Origin of the sequence: Thalassococcus profundi, from assembly GCF_003344785.1 — a bacterium.
Lineage (GTDB): Bacteria > Pseudomonadota > Alphaproteobacteria > Rhodobacterales > Rhodobacteraceae > Puniceibacterium > Puniceibacterium profundi.
This window is the reverse complement of the sequence record NZ_QPMK01000015.1, coordinates 65,317-84,241: the sequence shown is the minus strand read 5'-3', so window position 1 is coordinate 84,241 and position 18,925 is coordinate 65,317. Positions and strand designations below refer to the sequence as shown.

16 protein-coding genes are annotated in these 18,925 nt (G+C 66.7%); 8 read left to right on the top strand and 8 right to left on the bottom strand.

Annotated features, from left to right (window positions below):
- Positions 1–63: 63 nt before the first annotated feature.
- Both DU478_RS16775 and DU478_RS16770 read right to left on the bottom strand, forming a co-directional pair.
- A complete protein-coding gene (locus DU478_RS16775) occupies positions 64–444 on the bottom strand; it encodes a response regulator (protein WP_114512122.1) in 381 nt (126 codons plus the stop codon).
- Positions 419–3,886: a CheR family methyltransferase gene (locus DU478_RS16770; RefSeq protein WP_114512121.1), complete on the bottom strand. Its 3,468-nt coding sequence runs from the start codon at positions 3,884–3,886 to the stop codon at positions 419–421. Before DU478_RS16770 ends, DU478_RS16775 begins: the two co-directional genes overlap by 26 nt.
- Positions 3,887–3,930: 44 nt before the next feature.
- On the opposite strand from DU478_RS16770, the gene DU478_RS16765 reads away from it, so the two are divergent.
- Positions 3,931–4,479: a PAS domain-containing protein gene (locus DU478_RS16765; protein ID WP_114512120.1), complete on the top strand. Its 549-nt coding sequence runs from the start codon at positions 3,931–3,933 to the stop codon at positions 4,477–4,479.
- Positions 4,480–4,488: 9 nt separating this feature from the next.
- On the opposite strand, the gene DU478_RS16760 is transcribed toward DU478_RS16765, so the two are convergent.
- From DU478_RS16760 to DU478_RS16735, 6 genes are all read right to left on the bottom strand, one after another.
- Entirely contained in the window at positions 4,489–5,499 is a 1,011-nt protein-coding gene (locus DU478_RS16760) for an ABC transporter ATP-binding protein (RefSeq protein ID WP_114512119.1), read from the bottom strand.
- Positions 5,496–6,527, bottom strand: a complete 1,032-nt coding sequence (locus tag DU478_RS16755) for a Gfo/Idh/MocA family protein (protein WP_199488364.1) — start codon at positions 6,525–6,527, stop codon at positions 5,496–5,498. The genes DU478_RS16760 and DU478_RS16755 overlap by 4 nt, the downstream gene beginning before the upstream one ends.
- Before the next feature lie 109 nt (positions 6,528–6,636).
- Positions 6,637–7,476 (bottom strand): carbohydrate ABC transporter permease, encoded by an 840-nt coding sequence (locus tag DU478_RS16750; protein ID WP_114512118.1) that lies wholly within the window; start codon positions 7,474–7,476, stop codon positions 6,637–6,639.
- Positions 7,477–7,488: 12 nt separating this feature from the next.
- On the bottom strand, positions 7,489–8,412 hold the full coding sequence (locus tag DU478_RS16745) for a carbohydrate ABC transporter permease (RefSeq protein ID WP_114512117.1): 924 nt from the start codon (positions 8,410–8,412) through the stop codon (positions 7,489–7,491).
- Positions 8,413–8,482: 70 nt separating this feature from the next.
- Positions 8,483–9,748 carry an ABC transporter substrate-binding protein gene (locus DU478_RS16740; protein WP_114512116.1) on the bottom strand — a complete coding sequence of 422 codons (1,266 nt, stop codon included), beginning with the start codon at positions 9,746–9,748 and terminating at the stop codon, positions 8,483–8,485.
- Positions 9,749–9,772: 24 nt separating this feature from the next.
- Positions 9,773–10,666, bottom strand: coding sequence for an N-acetylmuramic acid 6-phosphate etherase (locus DU478_RS16735; protein WP_233501376.1), 894 nt, complete (start codon positions 10,664–10,666; stop codon positions 9,773–9,775).
- 160 nt (positions 10,667–10,826) lie between these two features.
- On the opposite strand from DU478_RS16735, the gene DU478_RS16730 reads away from it, so the two are divergent.
- The 7 genes from DU478_RS16730 to DU478_RS16700 all read left to right on the top strand — a co-directional run bounded on the left by DU478_RS16730 (position 10,827) and on the right by DU478_RS16700 (position 18,903).
- The gene (locus DU478_RS16730; protein ID WP_114512114.1) at positions 10,827–11,717 is read left to right on the top strand and encodes a BadF/BadG/BcrA/BcrD ATPase family protein; all 891 of its coding nucleotides are present in this window, start codon (positions 10,827–10,829) and stop codon (positions 11,715–11,717) included.
- Positions 11,714–12,472 (top strand): GntR family transcriptional regulator, encoded by a 759-nt coding sequence (locus DU478_RS16725; RefSeq protein WP_114512113.1) that lies wholly within the window; start codon positions 11,714–11,716, stop codon positions 12,470–12,472. Before DU478_RS16730 ends, DU478_RS16725 begins: the two co-directional genes overlap by 4 nt.
- A 2-nt stretch (positions 12,473–12,474) precedes the next feature.
- Positions 12,475–13,503 carry an SIS domain-containing protein gene (locus DU478_RS16720; protein ID WP_114512112.1) on the top strand — a complete coding sequence of 343 codons (1,029 nt, stop codon included), beginning with the start codon at positions 12,475–12,477 and terminating at the stop codon, positions 13,501–13,503.
- On the top strand, positions 13,500–14,630 hold the full coding sequence (gene nagA / locus DU478_RS16715) for an N-acetylglucosamine-6-phosphate deacetylase (protein WP_114512111.1): 1,131 nt from the start codon (positions 13,500–13,502) through the stop codon (positions 14,628–14,630). Before DU478_RS16720 ends, nagA begins: the two co-directional genes overlap by 4 nt.
- A gap of 55 nt (positions 14,631–14,685) precedes the next feature.
- Positions 14,686–15,807, top strand: coding sequence for a CaiB/BaiF CoA transferase family protein (locus tag DU478_RS16710; RefSeq protein ID WP_114512110.1), 1,122 nt, complete (start codon positions 14,686–14,688; stop codon positions 15,805–15,807).
- Positions 15,808–15,912: 105 nt separating this feature from the next.
- A complete protein-coding gene (gene citF / locus DU478_RS16705) occupies positions 15,913–17,394 on the top strand; it encodes a citrate lyase subunit alpha (protein WP_114512109.1) in 1,482 nt (493 codons plus the stop codon).
- A 3-nt stretch (positions 17,395–17,397) separates the two neighbouring features.
- The gene (locus DU478_RS16700; protein WP_114512108.1) at positions 17,398–18,903 is read left to right on the top strand and encodes a fumarate hydratase; all 1,506 of its coding nucleotides are present in this window, start codon (positions 17,398–17,400) and stop codon (positions 18,901–18,903) included.
- Positions 18,904–18,925 lie beyond the last annotated feature (22 nt).

The following is an 18,925-nucleotide window of genomic DNA, read 5'->3' as shown; positions in this document are numbered from 1 at the left end:
TGCGCCGAGGATAGCGGCGCCCGGCCGGGATGTCCAAGCGCCCGCCGTCACGTCTGCGCCAGATCAGGCCCGGGCGGCGAGCGCCTCTTCGAGGACGGTGCGCAGCTGCTGCTGGCTGAACGGCTTGTCGAGAAAGAGGTAGCCGTCGGCGCGCAGCCGTTTGGCGTCGTAACTGTTGCCCGACGCGAAAACCACCCGCGTGCCCTGATCCAGCAAGGCCTTGCCCAGTTCCAGGCTCGTCTGTTTCCGGTCGACATTGATGTCGAGCACGGCCAGATCGAAACGCGACGCCTCGGCCGCCCGTTCGGCGGCCTTGAGCTTGTAGACGGACTTGACGTTGGTAAAGCCCAGTTCACTGAGGCTGTCGGCCGTATCGAACGCGATCAGCGGCTCGTCCTCCAGGTAGAGGACATGCAGATCAGTGAAGGGATTGGGTGGTGTCATTGGGGGCGCTTACCTCGGAAAAGTCCAGTTCGACAACAAATGTCAGTCCTTCGGGTTCCCAGATCATTTGTGTCACTCCGCCCAGCGTGCCTTCGAGGGTCGAGGAAATAAGCTGGCTGCCAAAGCCGTTCGACTTGGGTTCTTTGATTTCGGGGCCACCGCGTTCGATCCATTCCAGCACCAGACGGTCGCCGTCTGCATCGTTGATCCTTGACCATCTGACCGTGACGGTGCCCTCTTCGGTCGAGAAAGCCCCGTACTTGGCGGCGTTGGTGGCCAGTTCGTGGATCGCCATGCCCAGCGCCAGCGTCGTCTGCGAATTGACCCGGAGGTCCGGGCCGCTCAGGGTCACGCGGTCCTCGCCGTAGACACCGGTGGTCTCCGGAGCGACGATGTCGTGCAGGCCGGCCGATGACCATTGTTCGGACATCAGCAGCGTGTGCGTCTTGGCCAGCCCTTCGATGCGGCGGGTGAGCTTTTCGTAAACCTCCTTGTCGGCGGTCGCTTCGCGCCTGGCCTGGTTGATCAACGCGCCGACATTGGCCAGCATGTTCTTCACCCGGTGTTCCAGTTCGCGCATGACGCGGCGCAGGCTTTCGGCGGTTTCCACCTGTTCGGTGATGTCGCGGACGTTTGCCGACACTGCGGTGACCTTGCCGTTCTGCAGGAACGGCATCCAGTCGGTTTCCCAGACCCGCACATCGTCGGGGGCCGAGCGGATCACACCGGTCACCCGCTCGCCGCGGACCGGCTGGCCGGTTTCGAACACCCGCTCGATCACCTTTTCGGTATGGTCGGCGACGTCCGGGATGATTTCGCGCAGGGTGGCGCCGATGTGCCGTTCCAGCGGCTCGCCGTTGATCTCGGCCAGTTTCTCGTTGAGCCGGACGTAGCGCATTTCGGAATCGAAAAGACCCATGGCCAACGGGCTGGTGCGATAGATCTGTTCGACTTCGTTCCTGCGCTCTTCGGACAGGCGCTTGGCCTCGGTGGCCTGGCGCAGCGCCTCGCGCAGTTCGGTGACGTCCTGCAGGGTGAAGACCACGCCGCGCTGGGATTTGCCGTCGGGCGAATAATGCATGACGTTGCAGTTGAGGAAATCGCCGGTGTCGCGGGTGACGAATTCATATTCCCGTTCGATCCGGTCGTTCAGAACTGCTTCGCAGATTTCCATCAGCTTGGCCTGGTCGACGCGGGCGTTGAGGTCGGCCATGTTGCGGCCGATGTCGACCTTGGTGAAGCCAAAGTAGTTCTCGGCCTCGGGGGTGAAGTTGCGCAGGCGCAGCTGGTCGTCGAGGAACACCGTCGCGATGCGGGCGCTTTCGGTAAAGCTCTTCAGATCGGCATTGGCCTGGTTCAGCTCGCGCAGCTTTTCCTGAAGCTCGTCGTTGATCGTGGTCAGTTCTTCGTTGGCCGACTGCAATTCCTCGTTCATCGACATCATCTCTTCGTTGGAGCTCTTGAGCTCCTCGTTCGATGTCTCGAGTTCCTCGACCGTGGTGCGCACGGCCTGGCGGGCCTGGTCCAGCTCCAGCTCCAGCTCGCGGATATAAGCGTCGTCCTGCTGGCTGGTATCGCCGCCGCCGGGCCGGGTGTCGTCGGTCATCAACTGGTCGTGGAAGACTAGCAGCATCGACCCGTCCGCCAGCCGGTTCGCCGCGATCACCAGGCGTTCCTTTCGGCCGTTGATCTCTCCCTCGAATTCGCGTTCCGACACCGATCCGGCGCTGAATTCCAACCGGCAGACCCGCCGCACGGTGGTTTCGAGTTCCGGCGCGATCATGGCGTACAGCGCGTTGCTCAGCTTGCCGCTGCGCACCCGCAGGAACCGGGTCGCGCCTTCGGCGGCATAGACGACTTCCTCGTTGCGGTTGACGTGCAAATAAGGCGGCGCGTGGTGGTCGAGCAGCACCCGCTCCACGTCGGACGGGCCGCGCGGCGCGGCGCGCGTGTCGTCCTGCGGGCCGTTGCTGCTCAGGGTAGAGGCGGACATGGCGCCAAGGTTCAACGCCTTTGCCACCCCCGGACGGCGGCGGAAGATGCGCGCATGGGGTACGACCTCGGTAAAGCGCTCCGGAATCGTTCGCGGGTTCTCACTGGGGCCGATGAACAGGAATCCGTCTTCGACCAGCGCGTAGTGGAACACCTTGATCGCGGTTTCCTGAAGATTTTCCTTGAAATATATCAGAACGTTGCGGCAGGCGACGAGGTCGAGCTTGGAGAATGGCGGGTCCTTGACGAAGCTGTGCCGCGAAAAGCGCACCATCTCGCGCAGTTGAGGGCCGACCTCGTAGCCGTCGTTGCGCGGGCGGAAATACCGCTCCAGCAGGTTGGCCGGGACCTTCTCGGAGATCGAATCCGAATAGACCCCGGTCCGGGCCTTGGCGAGGGCCGCCTCGTCGATGTCGGTGGCGAAGACCACGACCTTGGAGGCGCGTTTGGTGCGCTCGACTTCCTCGGCAAAGAGCATCGCCAGCGAATAGGCCTCTTCCCCGGTGGAACAGCCCGCGACCCAGACGCGGATTTCGCCGTGCTCCTCGCAGGTCTCGACGATATGCGGGATGACCTCGCCGTTCAGCGCCTCGAAATGTTCGCGGTCTCGGAAAAAGCTGGTGACGTTGATCAGCAGGTCGCGGAACAGCAAGTCCGCCTCTTCCTTGTGTTCGGCGATGTAGCGCAGGTAACCGCCGGGGGACGAGATGTTCAGCACCGACATGCGCACCGCCACCCGGCGCAGCATCGTGCCTTTCTTGTAATCGGCGAAGTCGTGGCCGGTGCGGAACCGCACGTGCCGCATGATCCGGCCCAGGAATTCGTCGTCGTCGGACTGGGCGTACTGGGCATCCGTGCGCAGGTTGTAGTAGTCGCGCACAACCTCGATGATCTCTTCGGCCTTCGACATGACGTCGGCACCGGAGAGGTCCAGCACGCTCTGCGGCATGCCGTCGTACTTGGCCTGCCGCGGGTCCTGCACGAAGACGAGACCGCCCGCGCCCTTGACCTCGCGCGCGCCGTCGGCGCCGTCGCTGCCGGTGCCCGAGAGCACCACGGCCACGGCGCTTTCGCCGCATTCGCGGGCGAGGCTGCGGAAGAACCGGTCGATCGGGCGGCGCAAGCCGCGCGGCGACTTGAATTCCTCGAGCCGCAGGTGCCCGTCGCGCAGCTCCATCTCGTAGCCCGGAGGGATCAGGTAGATGTGCCCCGGCTCCACCGCCATGTTGTCCTCGACGCTGTGCACCGGAGACTTGGTCTTGTTGGCGACCAGCTCGGGCATCAGGCTGACGTGGTCGGGATCGAGATGCTGGACCAGCACCAGGACCATGCCGTGATCCTCTGGCAGGCCCTTGAGGAACATCTGAAATGCCTCAAGCCCGCCGGCAGAAGCGCCGATGCCGACGATGATCCTGTCGGACCCGAAGGATGTGTCTGCTTGATCGGACATATTCCCAGACCTATAAACCCGCAACTGCGTGAAGAGATAGACGAATGCCCTCCACAAACGACCTGCAATTTGGCGCGCTCAGGGACAAGCTGCAACGCTTACCTTACGCCCTGACCATTTCCAACGTGTCGTTGCCGGATCATCCGCTCGTCTTCATCAATTCCGCATTTAGTCGCATGACCGGATACGGCGAGGAAATGTTGGGGCAGAACTGCCGGTTTTTGCAGGGCGATCTCGAAAATGGCGCAGCGCGGGCCGAGTTACGTGAAACGCTCGAGGGACGCAAGCGCACCCAGGTCGTGTTCCACAACCAGCGCAAGGACGGCGAACGCTTCTACAATCTTCTGCTTCTGGAACGGCTGCGCGACTTCGAGGGTCTGCCGTCGCTCGCCATCGGGTCGCAGTTCGATCTCGGGCCGGACAATCCCGAACACACGGGGCTATTCGAGGACACCACCCCCGGCAACCCGGTGATCGACGTCACCCACCAGGCCAAGGCGATCCAGTTCGAACGGCGGCGGGTTGTCGCCGATGCGGCGGTGCGGCTGATCCAGTCCTGGTGCGTCCTGAACGAAGTCCTGCTGCGCGACTGACGTGCCCGCTCAGGCCGCGTCGGCGGTGACCCGTTCCTGTGCCGCGTTGAAATGAAACGCCCGCGCCGGGTCGAAGCCCAGCCGCACCTGCGCGCCCACCTCGGTCGGATCCTGCCCGAACAGGCGCACGGTCAGGGTTTCGTCCTGATCGGTGCGCACCAGCAGGTTGGTGTCGCCGCCCAGCCGTTCCACATGGGTGACCGTCCCGGCGATCTGGCCGTCTTCGCTGAGGCTGAGATACTCGGGGCGGATGCCGATGGTGCGACCGGGCGCCAGGCCCGGCACCGAGCGGTCGAGGAAATTCATCGCCGGAGAGCCGAGAAAGCTCGCCACGAAGCGGTTGGCGGGGTTGTTGTAAAGCTCCATCGGGCTGCCCACCTGTTCGACCCGCCCGTCGCGCAGCACCACGATCTTGTCGGCAAGGGTCATCGCCTCGATCTGGTCGTGGGTCACGTAGATCATCGAGGCCGACAGAGTGCGGTGCAGATTGGCGATCTCGACCCTGGTGTTCATCCGCAGCGCCGCATCAAGGTTCGACAGCGGCTCGTCGAAAAGGAACAGTTTCGGATCGCGCACGATGGCGCGGCCGATGGCGACGCGCTGGCGCTGGCCGCCGGACAGTTCCGCCGGGCGTCGGGTCAGGTAGCTGTCGAGGTCGAGCATGGCGCTGGCCTTGGCCACCTGCGCCTCGACCACCGACTTGTCCGCCCCTTCCTGGCGCAGACCCAGCCCCATGTTGTCCTTGACCGTCAGGTGAGGGTAAAGAGCGTAGGACTGGAACACCATGGCGATGCCGCGCTTGGCGGGCGGCACGCTGTTGACCACGTCGCCGCCGATCCGGACCGTGCCACTGGTCGCGTCCTCCAGCCCCGCGATCACTCGCAGGAGCGTGGATTTCCCGCAGCCCGAGGGGCCGACGAAGACGACGAATTCGCCCTCCTCCACGGTCAGGTCGATGTCCTTGAGCACATGCACCGTGCCGAAGGACTTGTTGACGTTTTCAAGCGAGAGGGCGGTCATGTCGGATCTCCCAACTGGATGGATTGGCCGGTGCGGATGCTTTCATCCGCCGCAAGGCAGATCGCCAGCGATTGCAGCGCGTCCTGCATGTGGCGCGACAGGTCGGCATCGGTCGAGATGGCATCGAGGATCCACGCCTGTTCGGCATCGCAAAGCTGCTGGTGGCCCGGCTCGTCCGGCAGCTCGATGATTGTATCGCGGCCCGGGCGATGCACCAGCAGTCCGCCGACGCGGGTATGGCCGTCCACGTCGTCCGAGTTGCCCTTGTTGCCGTCAGTGATGCTGACGGCACCGTTGGGGCTGACCACGTCTTTCACGAAGAACGCGGTTTCGGACATCATCGGCCCCCACCCCGCCTCGTACCATCCGACCGACCCGTCGTCGAAGGTGACCTGGAACTGGCCGTAGTTGTACATCTCGGCCGGGATCTCGTCGCTGAGCCGCAGGCCCATGCCGTTGACGCGCACGGGTGTCGCATCGGTGATCTGGCACATGACATCGACGTAGTGCACGCCGCAGTCGACCAGCGGCGAGGTCGTCTGCATCAACTGCTTGTGCGTCTCCCAGGTCGCGCCGGTGGATTGCTGGTTGAGGTTCAGGCGGAAGACATACGGCCCGCCCAGACCGCGCGCCTCGGCGATCAGCCGCTGCCAACTGGGGTGATGGCGCAGGATATAGCCGACGCCCAGCTTGCGGTTGAGCCGCGCCGCGGTGTCGACGACACGGGCGGCGTCGGCCACGGTCGCGGCGAGCGGTTTCTCCACGAAGACATGCGCGCCGGCCTCCATCGCGGCGATGGCATAGTCCGCGTGGGTGTCTGTATAGGTGGCGATGACGGCAAGGTCGGGGCTGGTTTCGGCCAGGGCCGCGCGCAAGTCGGTGAAGACCGGATAGGCGGCGAGGTCCGGGTGGTCGACGGTGCCGGACCGGTTCACCAGAGCCACGATCTGTGCATCCGGGTGGTGGTGATGGGCCAGCGCGTGGGACAGGCCCATGTTGCCGAGCCCGGCGATGAGAACCCTGATCATTGCTCTGACCTCCGAAATCTCTTGATGGCTTGGGCCTTGCGCCCGGGCAGCCCCCGACCGCCCCCCACAGGCGGGGACAGCCCATCGGCCCCGGTTTCGCCAAACGCGCTCATTTCACCGCCCCGCTGGTGATCCCGCGGATCAGCTGACGCGAGAAGACCACGTAAAGCACCATGACCGGCAGGATCGCCATGCTCAGCGCCGACAGCACCGCGTTCCAGTCGGTGACGAACTGCCCGATGAAGACCTGGCTGCCCAGCGTCAGGGTCTTGACCTCTTCGGCCGGCGCCAGGATCAGCGGGAACCACAGGTCGTTCCAGATCGGGATCATGTTGAACACCGCCACCGTCGCCATCGCAGGACGCACCAGCGGCAGCACCAGCCGGAAGAAGATCTTGTACTCCGACAGCCCGTCGATCCGCCCGGCGTTCTTCAGATCGTCCGACACGCCCTTCATGAAGGCCGACAGGATGAACACTGCCAGCGGCAGCCCTTGTGCCGTGTAGACGAGGATCAGCGCCGTCAGCGTGTTCACCAGCCCCGTGCTCACCATCATCTCGAGAATCGCCACGGTCCCGATGCGGATGGGGATCATGATGCCCAGTGCCAGGTACAGCCCCATGAGAGCATTGCCCGGAAACCGGTATTCGGCCAAGGCAAAGGCCGCCATGGCCCCGAAGATCAGGATCAACGCCAGCGAGACGACCGTGACGATCATCGAGTTCTGGAAATAGAGGAAGAAATCCCCCTGCTTCAGCACGGTCTCGTAACCGACCAGCGAAAAGGTCTCGGACGTCGGCAGGCCCAGCGGGTCGCGAAAGATCGCGCGTCGGGACTTGAAGCTGTTGGTGACGATCACGAAGACCGGGAAGAGCGCGATCAGCGTGTAAAGGATCATCACGCCATGGGCGGCGATCGTCGGGCCAAGGGTGCGGCGGGCCGTGTTCATCTTTCTCGCTCCTCAGAACTGGTAGCTGCGCAGGCGGCGCTGGATGCCGAAGAGGTAGATGCAGACCCCGATCAGGATGATCCCGAACATGGCGCTGGCGATGGTTGACCCCATGTGCGGATCGCCCAACTGCAACTGGAAGCCGAAGAAGGTGCGGTACATGAAGGTGCCTAGGATGTCGGTCGAGAAATCCGGACCCGCCAGCGCGCCCTGGGCGGCATAGATCAGGTCGAATGCATTGAAATTCGCCACGAAGGTCAGGACCGAGATGATGCCGATGGAGGGCAGGATCAGCGGCAGCTTGATCTTCCAGAAGGCGCTCATGCCGGTGATGCCGTCGCATTCCCCGGCCTCGAGGATCTCGTCGGGGATCGACAGGAGGGCGGCATAGATCAGCATCATCGGGATGCCGACATATTGCCAGACCGAGACGAGGCTCAGGGTGGTCAGCGCGTATTCCTCCTTGCCGAGCCAGGGCGCGTAGAGGAACTTGAGCCCGATGGCGTCGAGCATGCCCGGCGCGATGCCCCAGATCGGCGACAGGATCAGTTTCCAGGCAAAGCCCACGATGACGAAGCTCAGGATCGTCGGGATGAAGATCGCGGTGCGGTAAAAGGCCGAAAAGCGCAGCCGTGGCGAGGACAGAAGCGCCGCCAGGGCAATGCCGATGGGGTTCTGGACAGCCATGTGGATGACGAAGAACCAGGTGTTGTTGCCCAGCGCGTTCCAGAACTGCTCGGACCAGATCGCGTCCCCGAAAAGGGTGCGGAAATTGTCCAGTCCGACCCAGACGCGTTCCTGGTCCACTCTCGAATAGAGCGACAGTCGCAGCGTGTTGAAGAGCGGATAGATCATTACCGCCGTGTAGACGAATACGGCAGGCGCCAGGAACACGGCGATATGCCAGCGAAACGGCTTCTTGGACGGCTGGGCCATCTTCGGTCTCCTTGGCGCTTGGGGTTGGGGCGGTGTCCGGGCCGCGCGGCGGCGGCCCGGAGCGGCAGGCTTACTGCTGGGGTTCGTACCAGCTGGCCAGCCCGTCCTGCAGGCGCGCGGCGGCGTCCTCGGGCGACTCGGTGCCCTTGATCACGGCGGCCGAGGCGTTCCAGGTGTCGTTTTCCAGGTTCGGCGTGCCGCGCGACAGGATCTGGTAGGTCGACCGGATCGTGCTTTCGCATTCGTCCCGCCAGGAAATGAACTCCTGCGCCAGCGGGTCCTCTAGCGTCACCTCGGCATCCGAGAGCGGAAAGAAGCCCGGGATCGCGTTGGCGAAGATGTTCGAGAACTCCGACGAGGCCACCCAGTTGAGGAAGGTGCGCGCCGCCTCGGGATGTTCGGTCGCGGCGTTCATGCCGATGCCGATATCGGTGTGATCCGAGATGTAGCAGGTGTCGCCGGCGGCCGGGACCGGCGGCGGGAAGGCGCCCATGTCAAAGATCGCCTGCGTGTTGAACCCGGCAATCTCCCAGCTGCCCGCCGGGTAGATCGCGGCACGCCCAAGGGTAAAGATGTTCTGGCTGTCGGGATAGGTCTGCGCCTCGAACCCGTCGCCGAGATACTCTCCCCACTTGGCCAGTTGCCGGAACGGTTCGACCCACTGCTCGTCCGTCAGGCTCTGCTCGCCCGCGATCAGCGCGGTGCGGCCTTCCTCGCCCTTCCAGTAGGTCGGGCCGATGTTGTTGTAACCCATGGTGGCCGCTTCCCACTGGTCGTTGGTGCCCATGGCCATGGGAATATAGGTGCCGTCCTCCTTGAAGGCGTCGAGCACGGCATAGAACTCCTCTTCGGTCTCGGGCACCTCGACGCCGACCTCCTCGAAGGCTTCCTTGTTGTAGATGAAGCCGTGAATGACCGACGCCATCGGCACGCAGTAGGTGGCGCTGCCGTCATCGGTGGACCAGCCGGATTTCGCCACGTCCGAGAAGTTCGACATGCCGTCGAGGTCGCTGAGATCGGTCAGATGCCCGGCCTCGTAAAGCGCCAGCGACGCGTCGAAGGGACGGCAGGTGATGATGTCGCCCGCCGATCCGGCGTCGAGCTTGGAGTTCAGCACGGCGTTGTATTCCGCCGGCGCCGATGGGGTGAAATTCAGCTTGATGGCGGGGTGTTCGGCCTCGAAGGCCGGAATGATCTCGTCCTGCCAGATCGACAGGTCGTCGTTGCGCCAGCTTTCGATGGTCAGCGTCACATCCTGCGCCTGCGCGGCCCCCGCGCCCAGCAGCGTGGTGGCGAGCAGCGCGCCTTTCAGCGATGTTCTTGTGGTCGGTGTCATCTTTTTCTCCCTGTTGTGTGTTGGTCAGATGATCGGTTTTTCTGCCAGCGCGGCCAGGCACGCACCCAGCCGCCCCTTGTGTTCTGCCAGCAGCGCCCGGGCCGCCCCAAGGTCCGCCCCGGCGGCCACCAGCACCGCGGGCTTGGTGTCGAATCCGGTCGCTTCCAGCGCCGCCTGCGCCGCCGGGTCCGCGACCCGCGCGACGCGGGCCACGATCTGCACGGCGCGGCGCCGCAGCTTGATGTTGTCGGGCTTGAGGTTGACCATCAACCCGTCATGCACATGGCCCAGCAGAATTCCGGCCTGGGTCGAGATCATGTTGAGCGCGACCTTCTGCGCCGTGCCCGCCCCCAGCCGGGTCGATCCGGCGAGGATCTCCGGCCCTGTTTCCAGCGCGATGGCGACATCCGCCTGCGCAAGCAGCGGCGCGCCCGCCACGTTGGCGATGGCGACGATCCGCGCTCCCGCCGCGCGGGCCGCCTCGGCGAAGGCCATGGCATAGGGCGTCGTGCCGCTGGCGCTGAGCACGATGGCGAGGTCCCCGGCGCGCAGGTGGCGCGCCGCGCACTGCGCTTCGGCGGCGTCGTCCTCGGTGTCGCCGGGCATCACACCCCCTGACGGAACACCGCCCGCCATGTGGATGCGGACCTGCGCCTGCGCGATGCCGAAGGTGCCTGGCAACTCGCAGGCATCGGCCAGGGCCATCAGCCCGGAACTGCCCGCCGCCGCGTAATGCACCGTCCCGCCCTGCCCCAGCACCTCGGCCAGCAGCGCCGCTGCTCTGGCGAACTGCGGCAGCGCCGGCGTAACGCTGTCGAGCGCGAGCACCTGCGCCCGCAGCATCGCGGACAGCGCGGCATCGGGCGCCATCGCATCGATGGGCAGATCGCTGTGTGCGTTGTGGTCGTGACGGGTCACGGGCGAATCCCTCCGGCTTTCCCACACCATACCGATACAATACCTTTTGTCTACCAATTTCTCCCTCAATAGCGCTCCGCCGCCATAGTACAGGCGAATTTTGGCTTTTTGGCCTTATATTGAGCTTCCTTTCTCTATTTTGGTATGGTATCGGTATTATATGAACGATACGACGCCCCAAACTTACCTCGGCCTCGACGGCGGCGGCTCCGGCTGCCGCCTGGCGATCTGCGACCGCTCCGGCCGCCGCCTTGCCGAGACGCGCGGCGGGGCGGCCAATTACACTTCCGATCCCGACGCGACCGTGCGCAACCTGCGGGCCGCCATCGCTGCCGCGGCACAGGAGGCGGGGCTCGATCCGGCAGGGCTTGCGTCCTGCGTGGCGCATCTGGGGCTTGCGGGGATCATGGACGCCGCGCAGGCGGCCACGCTGGCGGCGGCGATGCCCTGCGACCGTATCACCGTCACCGACGACCGCCCAACCACGGCGGCGGGGGCACTGGGGAGCCGCGACGGCGCCGTCGCGGCGGTCGGCACCGGGTCCTTCGTCGCGGTCCGGCGCGGCGAGAGCCTGCGGCATTTCGGCGGCTGGGGATTGAGGTTCGGCGATCAGGCCTCTGGCGCCTGGCTGGGTCGCTCGGCGCTGGAACGCTGCCTGCTGGTTTGGGACGGGCTTTCCGACCCCAGCCAGCTGACGTCGGAGATCTGGCAGCGATTTGAAGACACCCCGGCCCGCATGGTCGCCTTTGGCGCCACGTCCAGTCCGGGCGCGCTGGCGGAGTTCGCGCCGCTGGTGATCGACGCCGCCGCCTCGGGCGATGCGCAGGGACGCGCGCTGATGCAGGCCGGCGCCGACTACATCGAAAGCTGCCTTGCCGCCGTCGAGCTGCGCGGGGACGAGGTGCTGTGCCTCACCGGCGGCATCGGCCCGCATTTCGCAGAGTATTTGACACCCGAGACGCGCCAGCGCCTGTGCCCGCCGCAGGGCTCGGCGCTCGACGGCGCGCTGTCCCTCGCCCGCGCCGCGCTTGACGGAGACATCGCCCGATGAACGTCACCGAGTTTCTCGCCCCGCAGGACTGGTTCCGCCCCGACGCCGGCCCGCGCTACATGCAGCTACGCCAGCGCCTCAGCGACGGGGTGCGCCGGGGCATCCTGCCGGCGGGCAGCCCCCTGCCCCCGGAACGCGAGATCGCCGCGATCACCGATTTCAGCCGCGTCACCGTGCGCAAGGCGATCCAGTCGCTGGCCGAAGACGGCACCATCGTGCAGCGGCAGGGGTCGGGATCGTTCATCTCGTCCCGCCCCGAGCAGATCGAACAGCGGCTGTCGCGCCTGACCTCGTTTTCCGAGGACATGGCCCGCCGCGGCAAGGCCGCGACCTCGCGCTGGCTCGAACGCGGCCTGTTCATGCCGTCGCCGGACGAGATGACCTCGCTGGGCCTGAGCTCCGAGGAGTCGGTCGCGCGCATCACCCGCCTGCGGCTGGCCGACGGCGAACCCATCGCGGTCGAACGCGCGTCCCTGCCCACGGACATCCTGCCCAACCCGCTGGCCGTCGAAACCTCGCTTTACGAGGTGCTGGAACGCGACGGTCACCGGCCCGTGCGGGCGTTGCAGAAAATCTCGGCGGTGAACGTGTCCGAGGCCGAGGCCGACCTTCTGCTGATCGCGCCGGGGGATGCAGGGCTCAAGATCGAACGCACCTCCTACCTCGCCAGCGGGCGCGTGGCGGAATTCACCCAATCGCTCTATCGCGGCGATGCCTACAACTTCGTCGCGGAACTCAGGCTGTCAAAGGAATGACCATGTCCGACCCCACCCACATGCGCCGCGAGATCCTCGAGATTCCCGCTGCCGTCGACACCCTGCTGAGCAAGGGCGCACCCGCCATCAAGGCTGCCGCCGCAGAGCTTGCCGCGCGCGACCCGGCCTTCCTTGTCTCGGTGGCTCGCGGGTCGTCGGATCACGCCGCCACCTATTTCAAATACGCAACCGAGCTTTGCGCCGGTGTGCCCGTTGCCTCGGTCGGGCCGTCGGTGGCGTCGATCTACGCGCGGCCGCTGAAGCTGTCGCACAGCGCCTGCCTCGCGGTATCCCAGTCGGGCAAGAGCCCCGACATCGTGCGGATGGCGCAGATGGCGGCGGAGGGCGGCGCGCTGAGCCTTGCGCTCACCAACCATGCCGACAGCGACCTTGCTCAGGTCAGCGCCCATACGCTGGAATTGCACGCCGGCGCCGAACAGAGCGTCGCGGCCACCAAGACCTTCGTCAATTCTGCTGTCGCGGCGGTCTGGCTGCTGGCGGAATGGCAGCAGGACGCCGAGCTGATCGCCGCCATCCACGCCCTGCCCCGCGTGCTGGAGGAGGCCGCGCACCAGGACTGGAGCGCACTCGGCGCGGAACTTGGCGGCCACCGGTCGCTCTACTGCCTCGGGCGCGGCCCGGCGCTGGCGATCTCGAACGAAGCGGCGCTGAAATTCAAGGAGACCTGCCAGCTGCATGCGGAATCCTATTCCTCCGCCGAGGTGCTGCACGGGCCGGTGTCGATCGTCGACCGCGGCTTTCCGGTCATCGCGCTCTGCGCCGCGGACGCCGCCGAAGCGTCTCTGGCGTCGGTCGCCGATGCGCTGGCCGACAAGGGCGCGTCGGTCTATGCGACCTCGGCGCAGGTGCGCGGCGCCACCGCCCTGCCCACGGCGCGCACCGCGCATCCCCTGACCGATCCGATTTCCCTGATCGTCTCCTTCTACGGCATGGTCGAAGCGGTGGCGCGGGCGCGCGGCATCGACCCGGACAGCCCGCGACACCTGCGCAAAGTGACGGAGACGGTATGACCCGGCGCGCGCTGACCGGGGCCGACATCTTCGACGGCACGACGCTGCATCGCGACATGGCGCTGCTGCTGGACGGGCCGCTCTTTGCCGGGCTGGTCCCGGCGGATGCAGTGCCTGCGGGCTATCTGCCCGAACGGCGCGCGGGCGGCACGCTGCTGCCGGGCTTCGTCGATCTGCAGGTCAACGGCGGCGGCGGCGTCATGTTCAACGACGACACCACCGCCGCGGGGGTCGCCGCCATCGCCGCGGCCCATGCCACCACCGGCACCCGCGCGCTGTTGCCGACGCTGATCACCGACACGCCCGACCGCAGCCGCGCCGCCGTCGACGCGGTCGAGACCGCCATCGCGCATGGCGTGCCCGGCGTGATCGGCCTGCACCTCGAAGGGCCGCACCTGTCGGTGGCGCGCAAGGGCGCGCACGACCCCGACCTGATCCGCCCGCTCGAGGATGCCGACGTCGACTTCCTGACCGATGCGGCGCGGCGGCTGCCAAACCTCATGGTGACGGTGGCCCCGGAAAGCGCCACGCCCGAACGGATCGCACATCTGGCCGAAGCGGGCGTGATCGTGGCGCTGGGGCACAGCGATTGCGATTACGACACGGCGTGTCGGGCCTTCGCCGCGGGCGCGACCTGCGTCACACATCTTTTCAACGCCATGAGCCAGATCTCGGGGCGGCAGCCGGGTCTGGTCGGGGCGGCGCTGGACACCGGATCGGTGTCGGCGGGGCTCATTGCCGATGGCATCCATGTGCACCCCGCGTCGATGCGCGCCGCTTTGGCCGCCAAGTCCGGCCCCGGCGCGATCTTCCTTGTGACCGACGCCATGTCCACGGTCGGGTCCGACATTACCGAGTTCACGCTCAACGGCCGACGGGTGCTGCGCCGCGACGGGCGGCTGACGCTTGAGGACGGCACGCTTGCCGGCGCCGATCTCGACATGCCCACTGCCCTGCATGTGCTGACCGAGCGGGTGGGTCTTGGCGCCGCGCAGGCCATGCGCATGGCCACCTCGGCCCCGGCAGCGGTCCTGCGAAACCCGGGCAGCGTCGGGCGCCTGGTCGAGGGCCAGCCCGCAGAGGTGATCCACCTCGGTGCGGACGGGACCCACCTCGGCGGCATCTGATGGTCATTGCGACATCGCACCTGTAGGTTTCCCCGAAAAGCGGAGGAGCAGGCGCATGCAGGATCTCGAGGGCATCACCGTGGTGGCGCTGGAACAGGCGGTCGCGGCGCCCTATGCCAGCGCCAAACTGGCGGATGCGGGCGCACGGGTGATCAAGATCGAGCGCCCCGAGGGAGATTTCGCCCGCGGCTACGATTCTCTTGCGCGGGGCGAAAGCACCTATTTCGTCTGGCTCAACCGCGGCAAGGAATCGATCCGGCTGAACGTCAAGGACCCGGAGGATCACGTCCTCCTCGCGCGCATGATCGCCAGCGCTGACGTGTTCCTGCAGAACCTCGCCCCTGGTGCCGCCGAGCGGCTGGGCTTCGGCAGCGACGCGCTCTGCGCCGCGCATCCCCGGCTGATCTGTTGCTCGATCTCGGGGTACGGAGAGGACGGCCCGGCCCGCGACCAGAAGGCCTATGACATGCTGATTCAGGCCGAGACGGGCCTGTGCGGCATCACCGGCACGCCGGACGGACCGGCGCGCGTCGGCGTCTCGGTCTGCGACATCGCCGCGGGGATGACCGCGGCGCAGGCGATCCTTCAGGCGCTCTTCGTGCGCGAACGCACCGGGCGCGGCCGCGCCATCGACGTGTCGCTGTTCCACGCCTTGGCCGACTGGATGAACGTGCCCTACCTGCAGGCGCGCTACGGCGGCAAGGCGCCCGCCCGCGTCGGCCTCAGCCATCCCAGCATCGCGCCCTACGGCGCCTATGACTGCGCCGACGGCAAGGCGGTGCTGATCGCCGTGCAGAACGGCCGCGAATGGGCGCGGCTATGCTCCGAGGTGCTGGAGGCGCCCGACCTGGCCACCGATCCGCGCTTTGCGACCAACGATCTGCGGGTCGCCAACCGGGCCGAAATGGAGCCGTCGATCGCCGCCGTCTTTGCCGCGCATACGCGGGACGCGATGATCGCCCGGCTGAACGCGGCCAGCGTCGCCTTTGGCCGATTGTCGGACATGGACGACCTGATGGCGCATCCGCAGGCGCGTGTGATCACCGTGCAGAGCGGCGGGGCAGAGATCGAGATGCTGGCGCCCGGTGCCATCGTGCGTGGCGCAGCTCCGCGATATGGCGAAGTGCCGGCGCTCGGTGCGCAGGACGCGGCCTTGCGGACGGAATTCGGCGGCTGACGCGGCTTTGCCTCGGCCCGCGACTTGGGTAAGACCTGCCGCAACGCAAACGCGAGGGGGACAGCACGATGCGCGCCGGGAAAATCGCTGCCAAGAGGCTTGGCCATGGCTGACCTTCCGGAGATCGTAGAGGGGTTCGGCCCGGTTACGCCCACCCGCGCCGCACGCGGCGCCGTGCCGGACAAGCGCATGCCGTCGCTGGCCGAGGCGATCCGCGCCACCGGCCTGCGCGACGGTGCGACGGTGTCGTTCCATCACCACCTGCGCAACGGCGACGCGGTGCTGAATCTCGTCATGGACGCGCTCTCTGCCGCCGGATTGCGCGACCTGCACCTCGCAGTGACCTCGCTCTTCCCCGTCCACGCGCCCCTGATCGAGCACATCCGCCACGGCGTCGTCACCCGCATCACCACCAGCTTCATCTCGGGTCCCGTGGGCGCGGCGATCAGCCGGGGCGCGCTGGCCGTGCCGGTGACGCTCACCACCCACGGAGGGCGGGCGCGGGCGCTGGAGACGGGTCAGATGCCGATCGACGTGGCCTTTGTCGCCGCCCCCGCCGCAGATGCGATGGGCAATGTCAGCGGCAGGCTCGGCCGCGCCGCTTGCGGCACGCTGGGCTACCCTATGGTGGATGTGGGCGTGGCCCGGCATGTGGTCGCGGTCACGGACACGCTGCTGCCCTATCCGCTGGTGCCTCGGGACATCCCGCAGGACAAGGTCGACCATGTGGTCGAAGTGCCAAGCATCGGTGACCCGCAAGGCATCGCCTCGGGCACCACGCAACCCGCGACCGACGCCGCCAGCCTCGAAATCGCCGGCAACGCTGCCGCCGCGATCCGCGCCAGCGGGCTCTTGCAGGATGGCTTTGCCTTTCAGACCGGCGCGGGCGGCATTTCTCTGGCTACGGCCCAGGCCGTGGGCCACGAGATGCAGGCGCGCGGCACCACCGGCAGCTTTGCCTGCGGCGGCATCACCGGCTTTCACGTCAAGCTGCTCGAAGCCGGGCTGTTCCGCGCCCTAATGGATGTACAGTGTTTCGACCTCGAGGCCGCGGCCTCCTACGCCCGCAACCCTGCACATCAGGGCATGTCGGCGGCGGCCTATGCCGGGCCGCATGTGGGCGGGGCCGTGGTGGATCGGCTGTCGGCGGTGGTCCTCGGCGCGGCGGAGGTCGATCTGGACTTCAACGTCAACGTGACCACCCGCGCCAATGGCATGATCGCGGGCGGATCGGGCGGCCATGCGGACGCTGCACAGGGCGCGCGGCTGACGATCGTCACCACGCGGCTTATCGCCGCCGGATATGCCAAGATCGTGCCCCGCGTGACCACCCTGACCACCCCCGGCGCCACCGTCGACGTGATCGCCACCGAAGCCGGGCTGGCGGTCAATCCCGCGCGGCCCGAGCTGGCCGAGCGCCTGCGCCACGCCGGCCTGACCGTGCTCTCCATCGAGGATCTGCACGCGAAAGCCGCCGCCGCTGCGACCAAGGCACCGCCCGAAAAATCGCGCGGCCCCGTTGTCGCGGTGTCGGAATACCGCGATGGTAGCGTCACAGACGTGATCCGCCGCATCGAAGAGGGCTGAACCATGCACATCATCCGCGAAGACGACCTGATCGCCTCCATCGCCGAGGGGCTGCAATACATCTCCTACTTCCACCCGCCGGATTTCGTCCGGGCGATGTCGGCGGCCTGGGAGCGCGAGGAAAACCCGGGCGCGAAGCAGGCGATGGCGCAGATCCTCGTCAACAGCCGCATGTGCGCGCTGGGGCGGCGGCCGATCTGCCAGGACACCGGATCGGCCAACATCCACGTCAAGTACGGCGTCGAGGCAAAGACCGACTTCAAGCGGTCCCTGCAGGAAATCTGCGACGAGGGCACGCGGCAGGGCTACCTGCGCGACGAAAACCCCCTGCGCGCCAGCGTCGTGGTCGACCCCTTCGGCAAGCGCAGGAACTCCGGCGACAACACGCCCTGCATGCTGACGGTCGAGATGGTCGCGGGCGACACCATCGAGGTCGAAGTGGCGGCCAAGGGCGGCGGGTCCGAGAACAAGTCGAAATTCACCACGCTCAACCCCTCGGGGTCGGTCGCTGACTGGGTGGTGCAGACGGTCGAGACGCTGGGCGCCGGATGGTGCCCGCCGGGCATCCTTGGCGTCGGGGTGGGCGGCAATGCCGACAAGGCCATGGCGCTGGCCAAACAATCGCTGTCAGAGCCCATCGACATGGCCGAGCTTCTGCGCCGCGGCCCGTCCAGCACCGCCGAGGACCTGCGGATCGAGATATACGAACGCGTCAACGCTTTGGGCATCGGCGCGCAGGGCCTGGGCGGCGTGACCACCGTGCTTGATGTGAAGGTGAAATCCTTTCCGACCCACGCGGCCTCCCTGCCCGTGGGCCTGATCCCCAACTGCGCCGCCACGCGGCATGTGCATTTCACGCTCGATGGGTCCGGCCCGGCCAGCTTCACCCCGCCGGACGTGACCGACTGGCCCGAGATCCTGCTCGATCAGGCCAGCGCTCAGGCGACGCGAATCGACCTCGACAACCTCACCGACGAGGTGGTCGGGTCGCTGACCCCCGGCCAGACGCTGCTGGTGTCCGGAACACTCTACACCGGGCGCGACGCCGCGCATAAGCGCATGATCGAGATGCTGGACCGGGGCGAGCCGCTGCCGGTGGACCTGAAAGGCCGCGCGATCTACTACGTCGGACCGGTGGACGCGGTGCGCGACGAGGCGATTGGCCCCGCCGGCCCCACCACCTCGACCCGGATGGACAAGTTCACCGACCGTATCCTCGCGGACACCGGGCTCAAGGTGATGATCGGCAAGGCAGAACGCGGGCCGGCGGCGCTCGAGGCCATCGCCAAGCACAAGGCGGCCTACCTCATCGCCGTGGGCGGTGCGGCCTACCTGGTGTCGAAAGCCATCAAGGAAGCCAAGCCCGTGGCGTTTCAGGATCTCGGGATGGAGGCAATCTACGAATTGCGGGTCGAGGATATGCCGGTGACCGTGGCGGTAGATACGGCAGGCAACTCGATCCACAAGACCGGCCCCGCCGCCTGGCGCCGCACGCCCGTGCCGGCCTGACTCACCGCTTCGCCTGACGCGG

Coding starts and splice junctions, on each gene's coding strand:
- DU478_RS16775 (WP_114512122.1), bottom strand. CDS start 444: ATGACACCACCCAATCCCTTCACTGATCTGCATGTCCTCTACCTGGAG.
- DU478_RS16745 (WP_114512117.1), bottom strand. CDS start 8,412: ATGGCCCAGCCGTCCAAGAAGCCGTTTCGCTGGCATATCGCCGTGTTC.
- DU478_RS16765 (WP_114512120.1), top strand. CDS start 3,931: ATGCCCTCCACAAACGACCTGCAATTTGGCGCGCTCAGGGACAAGCTG.
- DU478_RS16770 (WP_114512121.1), bottom strand. CDS start 3,886: ATGTCCGATCAAGCAGACACATCCTTCGGGTCCGACAGGATCATCGTC.
- DU478_RS16760 (WP_114512119.1), bottom strand. CDS start 5,499: ATGACCGCCCTCTCGCTTGAAAACGTCAACAAGTCCTTCGGCACGGTG.
- DU478_RS16700 (WP_114512108.1), top strand. CDS start 17,398: ATGCACATCATCCGCGAAGACGACCTGATCGCCTCCATCGCCGAGGGG.
- citF (WP_114512109.1), top strand. CDS start 15,913: ATGGCTGACCTTCCGGAGATCGTAGAGGGGTTCGGCCCGGTTACGCCC.
- nagA (WP_114512111.1), top strand. CDS start 13,500: ATGACCCGGCGCGCGCTGACCGGGGCCGACATCTTCGACGGCACGACG.
- DU478_RS16725 (WP_114512113.1), top strand. CDS start 11,714: ATGAACGTCACCGAGTTTCTCGCCCCGCAGGACTGGTTCCGCCCCGAC.
- DU478_RS16730 (WP_114512114.1), top strand. CDS start 10,827: ATGAACGATACGACGCCCCAAACTTACCTCGGCCTCGACGGCGGCGGC.
- DU478_RS16710 (WP_114512110.1), top strand. CDS start 14,686: ATGCAGGATCTCGAGGGCATCACCGTGGTGGCGCTGGAACAGGCGGTC.
- DU478_RS16740 (WP_114512116.1), bottom strand. CDS start 9,748: ATGACACCGACCACAAGAACATCGCTGAAAGGCGCGCTGCTCGCCACC.
- DU478_RS16720 (WP_114512112.1), top strand. CDS start 12,475: ATGTCCGACCCCACCCACATGCGCCGCGAGATCCTCGAGATTCCCGCT.
- DU478_RS16750 (WP_114512118.1), bottom strand. CDS start 7,476: ATGAACACGGCCCGCCGCACCCTTGGCCCGACGATCGCCGCCCATGGC.
- DU478_RS16755 (WP_199488364.1), bottom strand. CDS start 6,527: ATGATCAGGGTTCTCATCGCCGGGCTCGGCAACATGGGCCTGTCCCAC.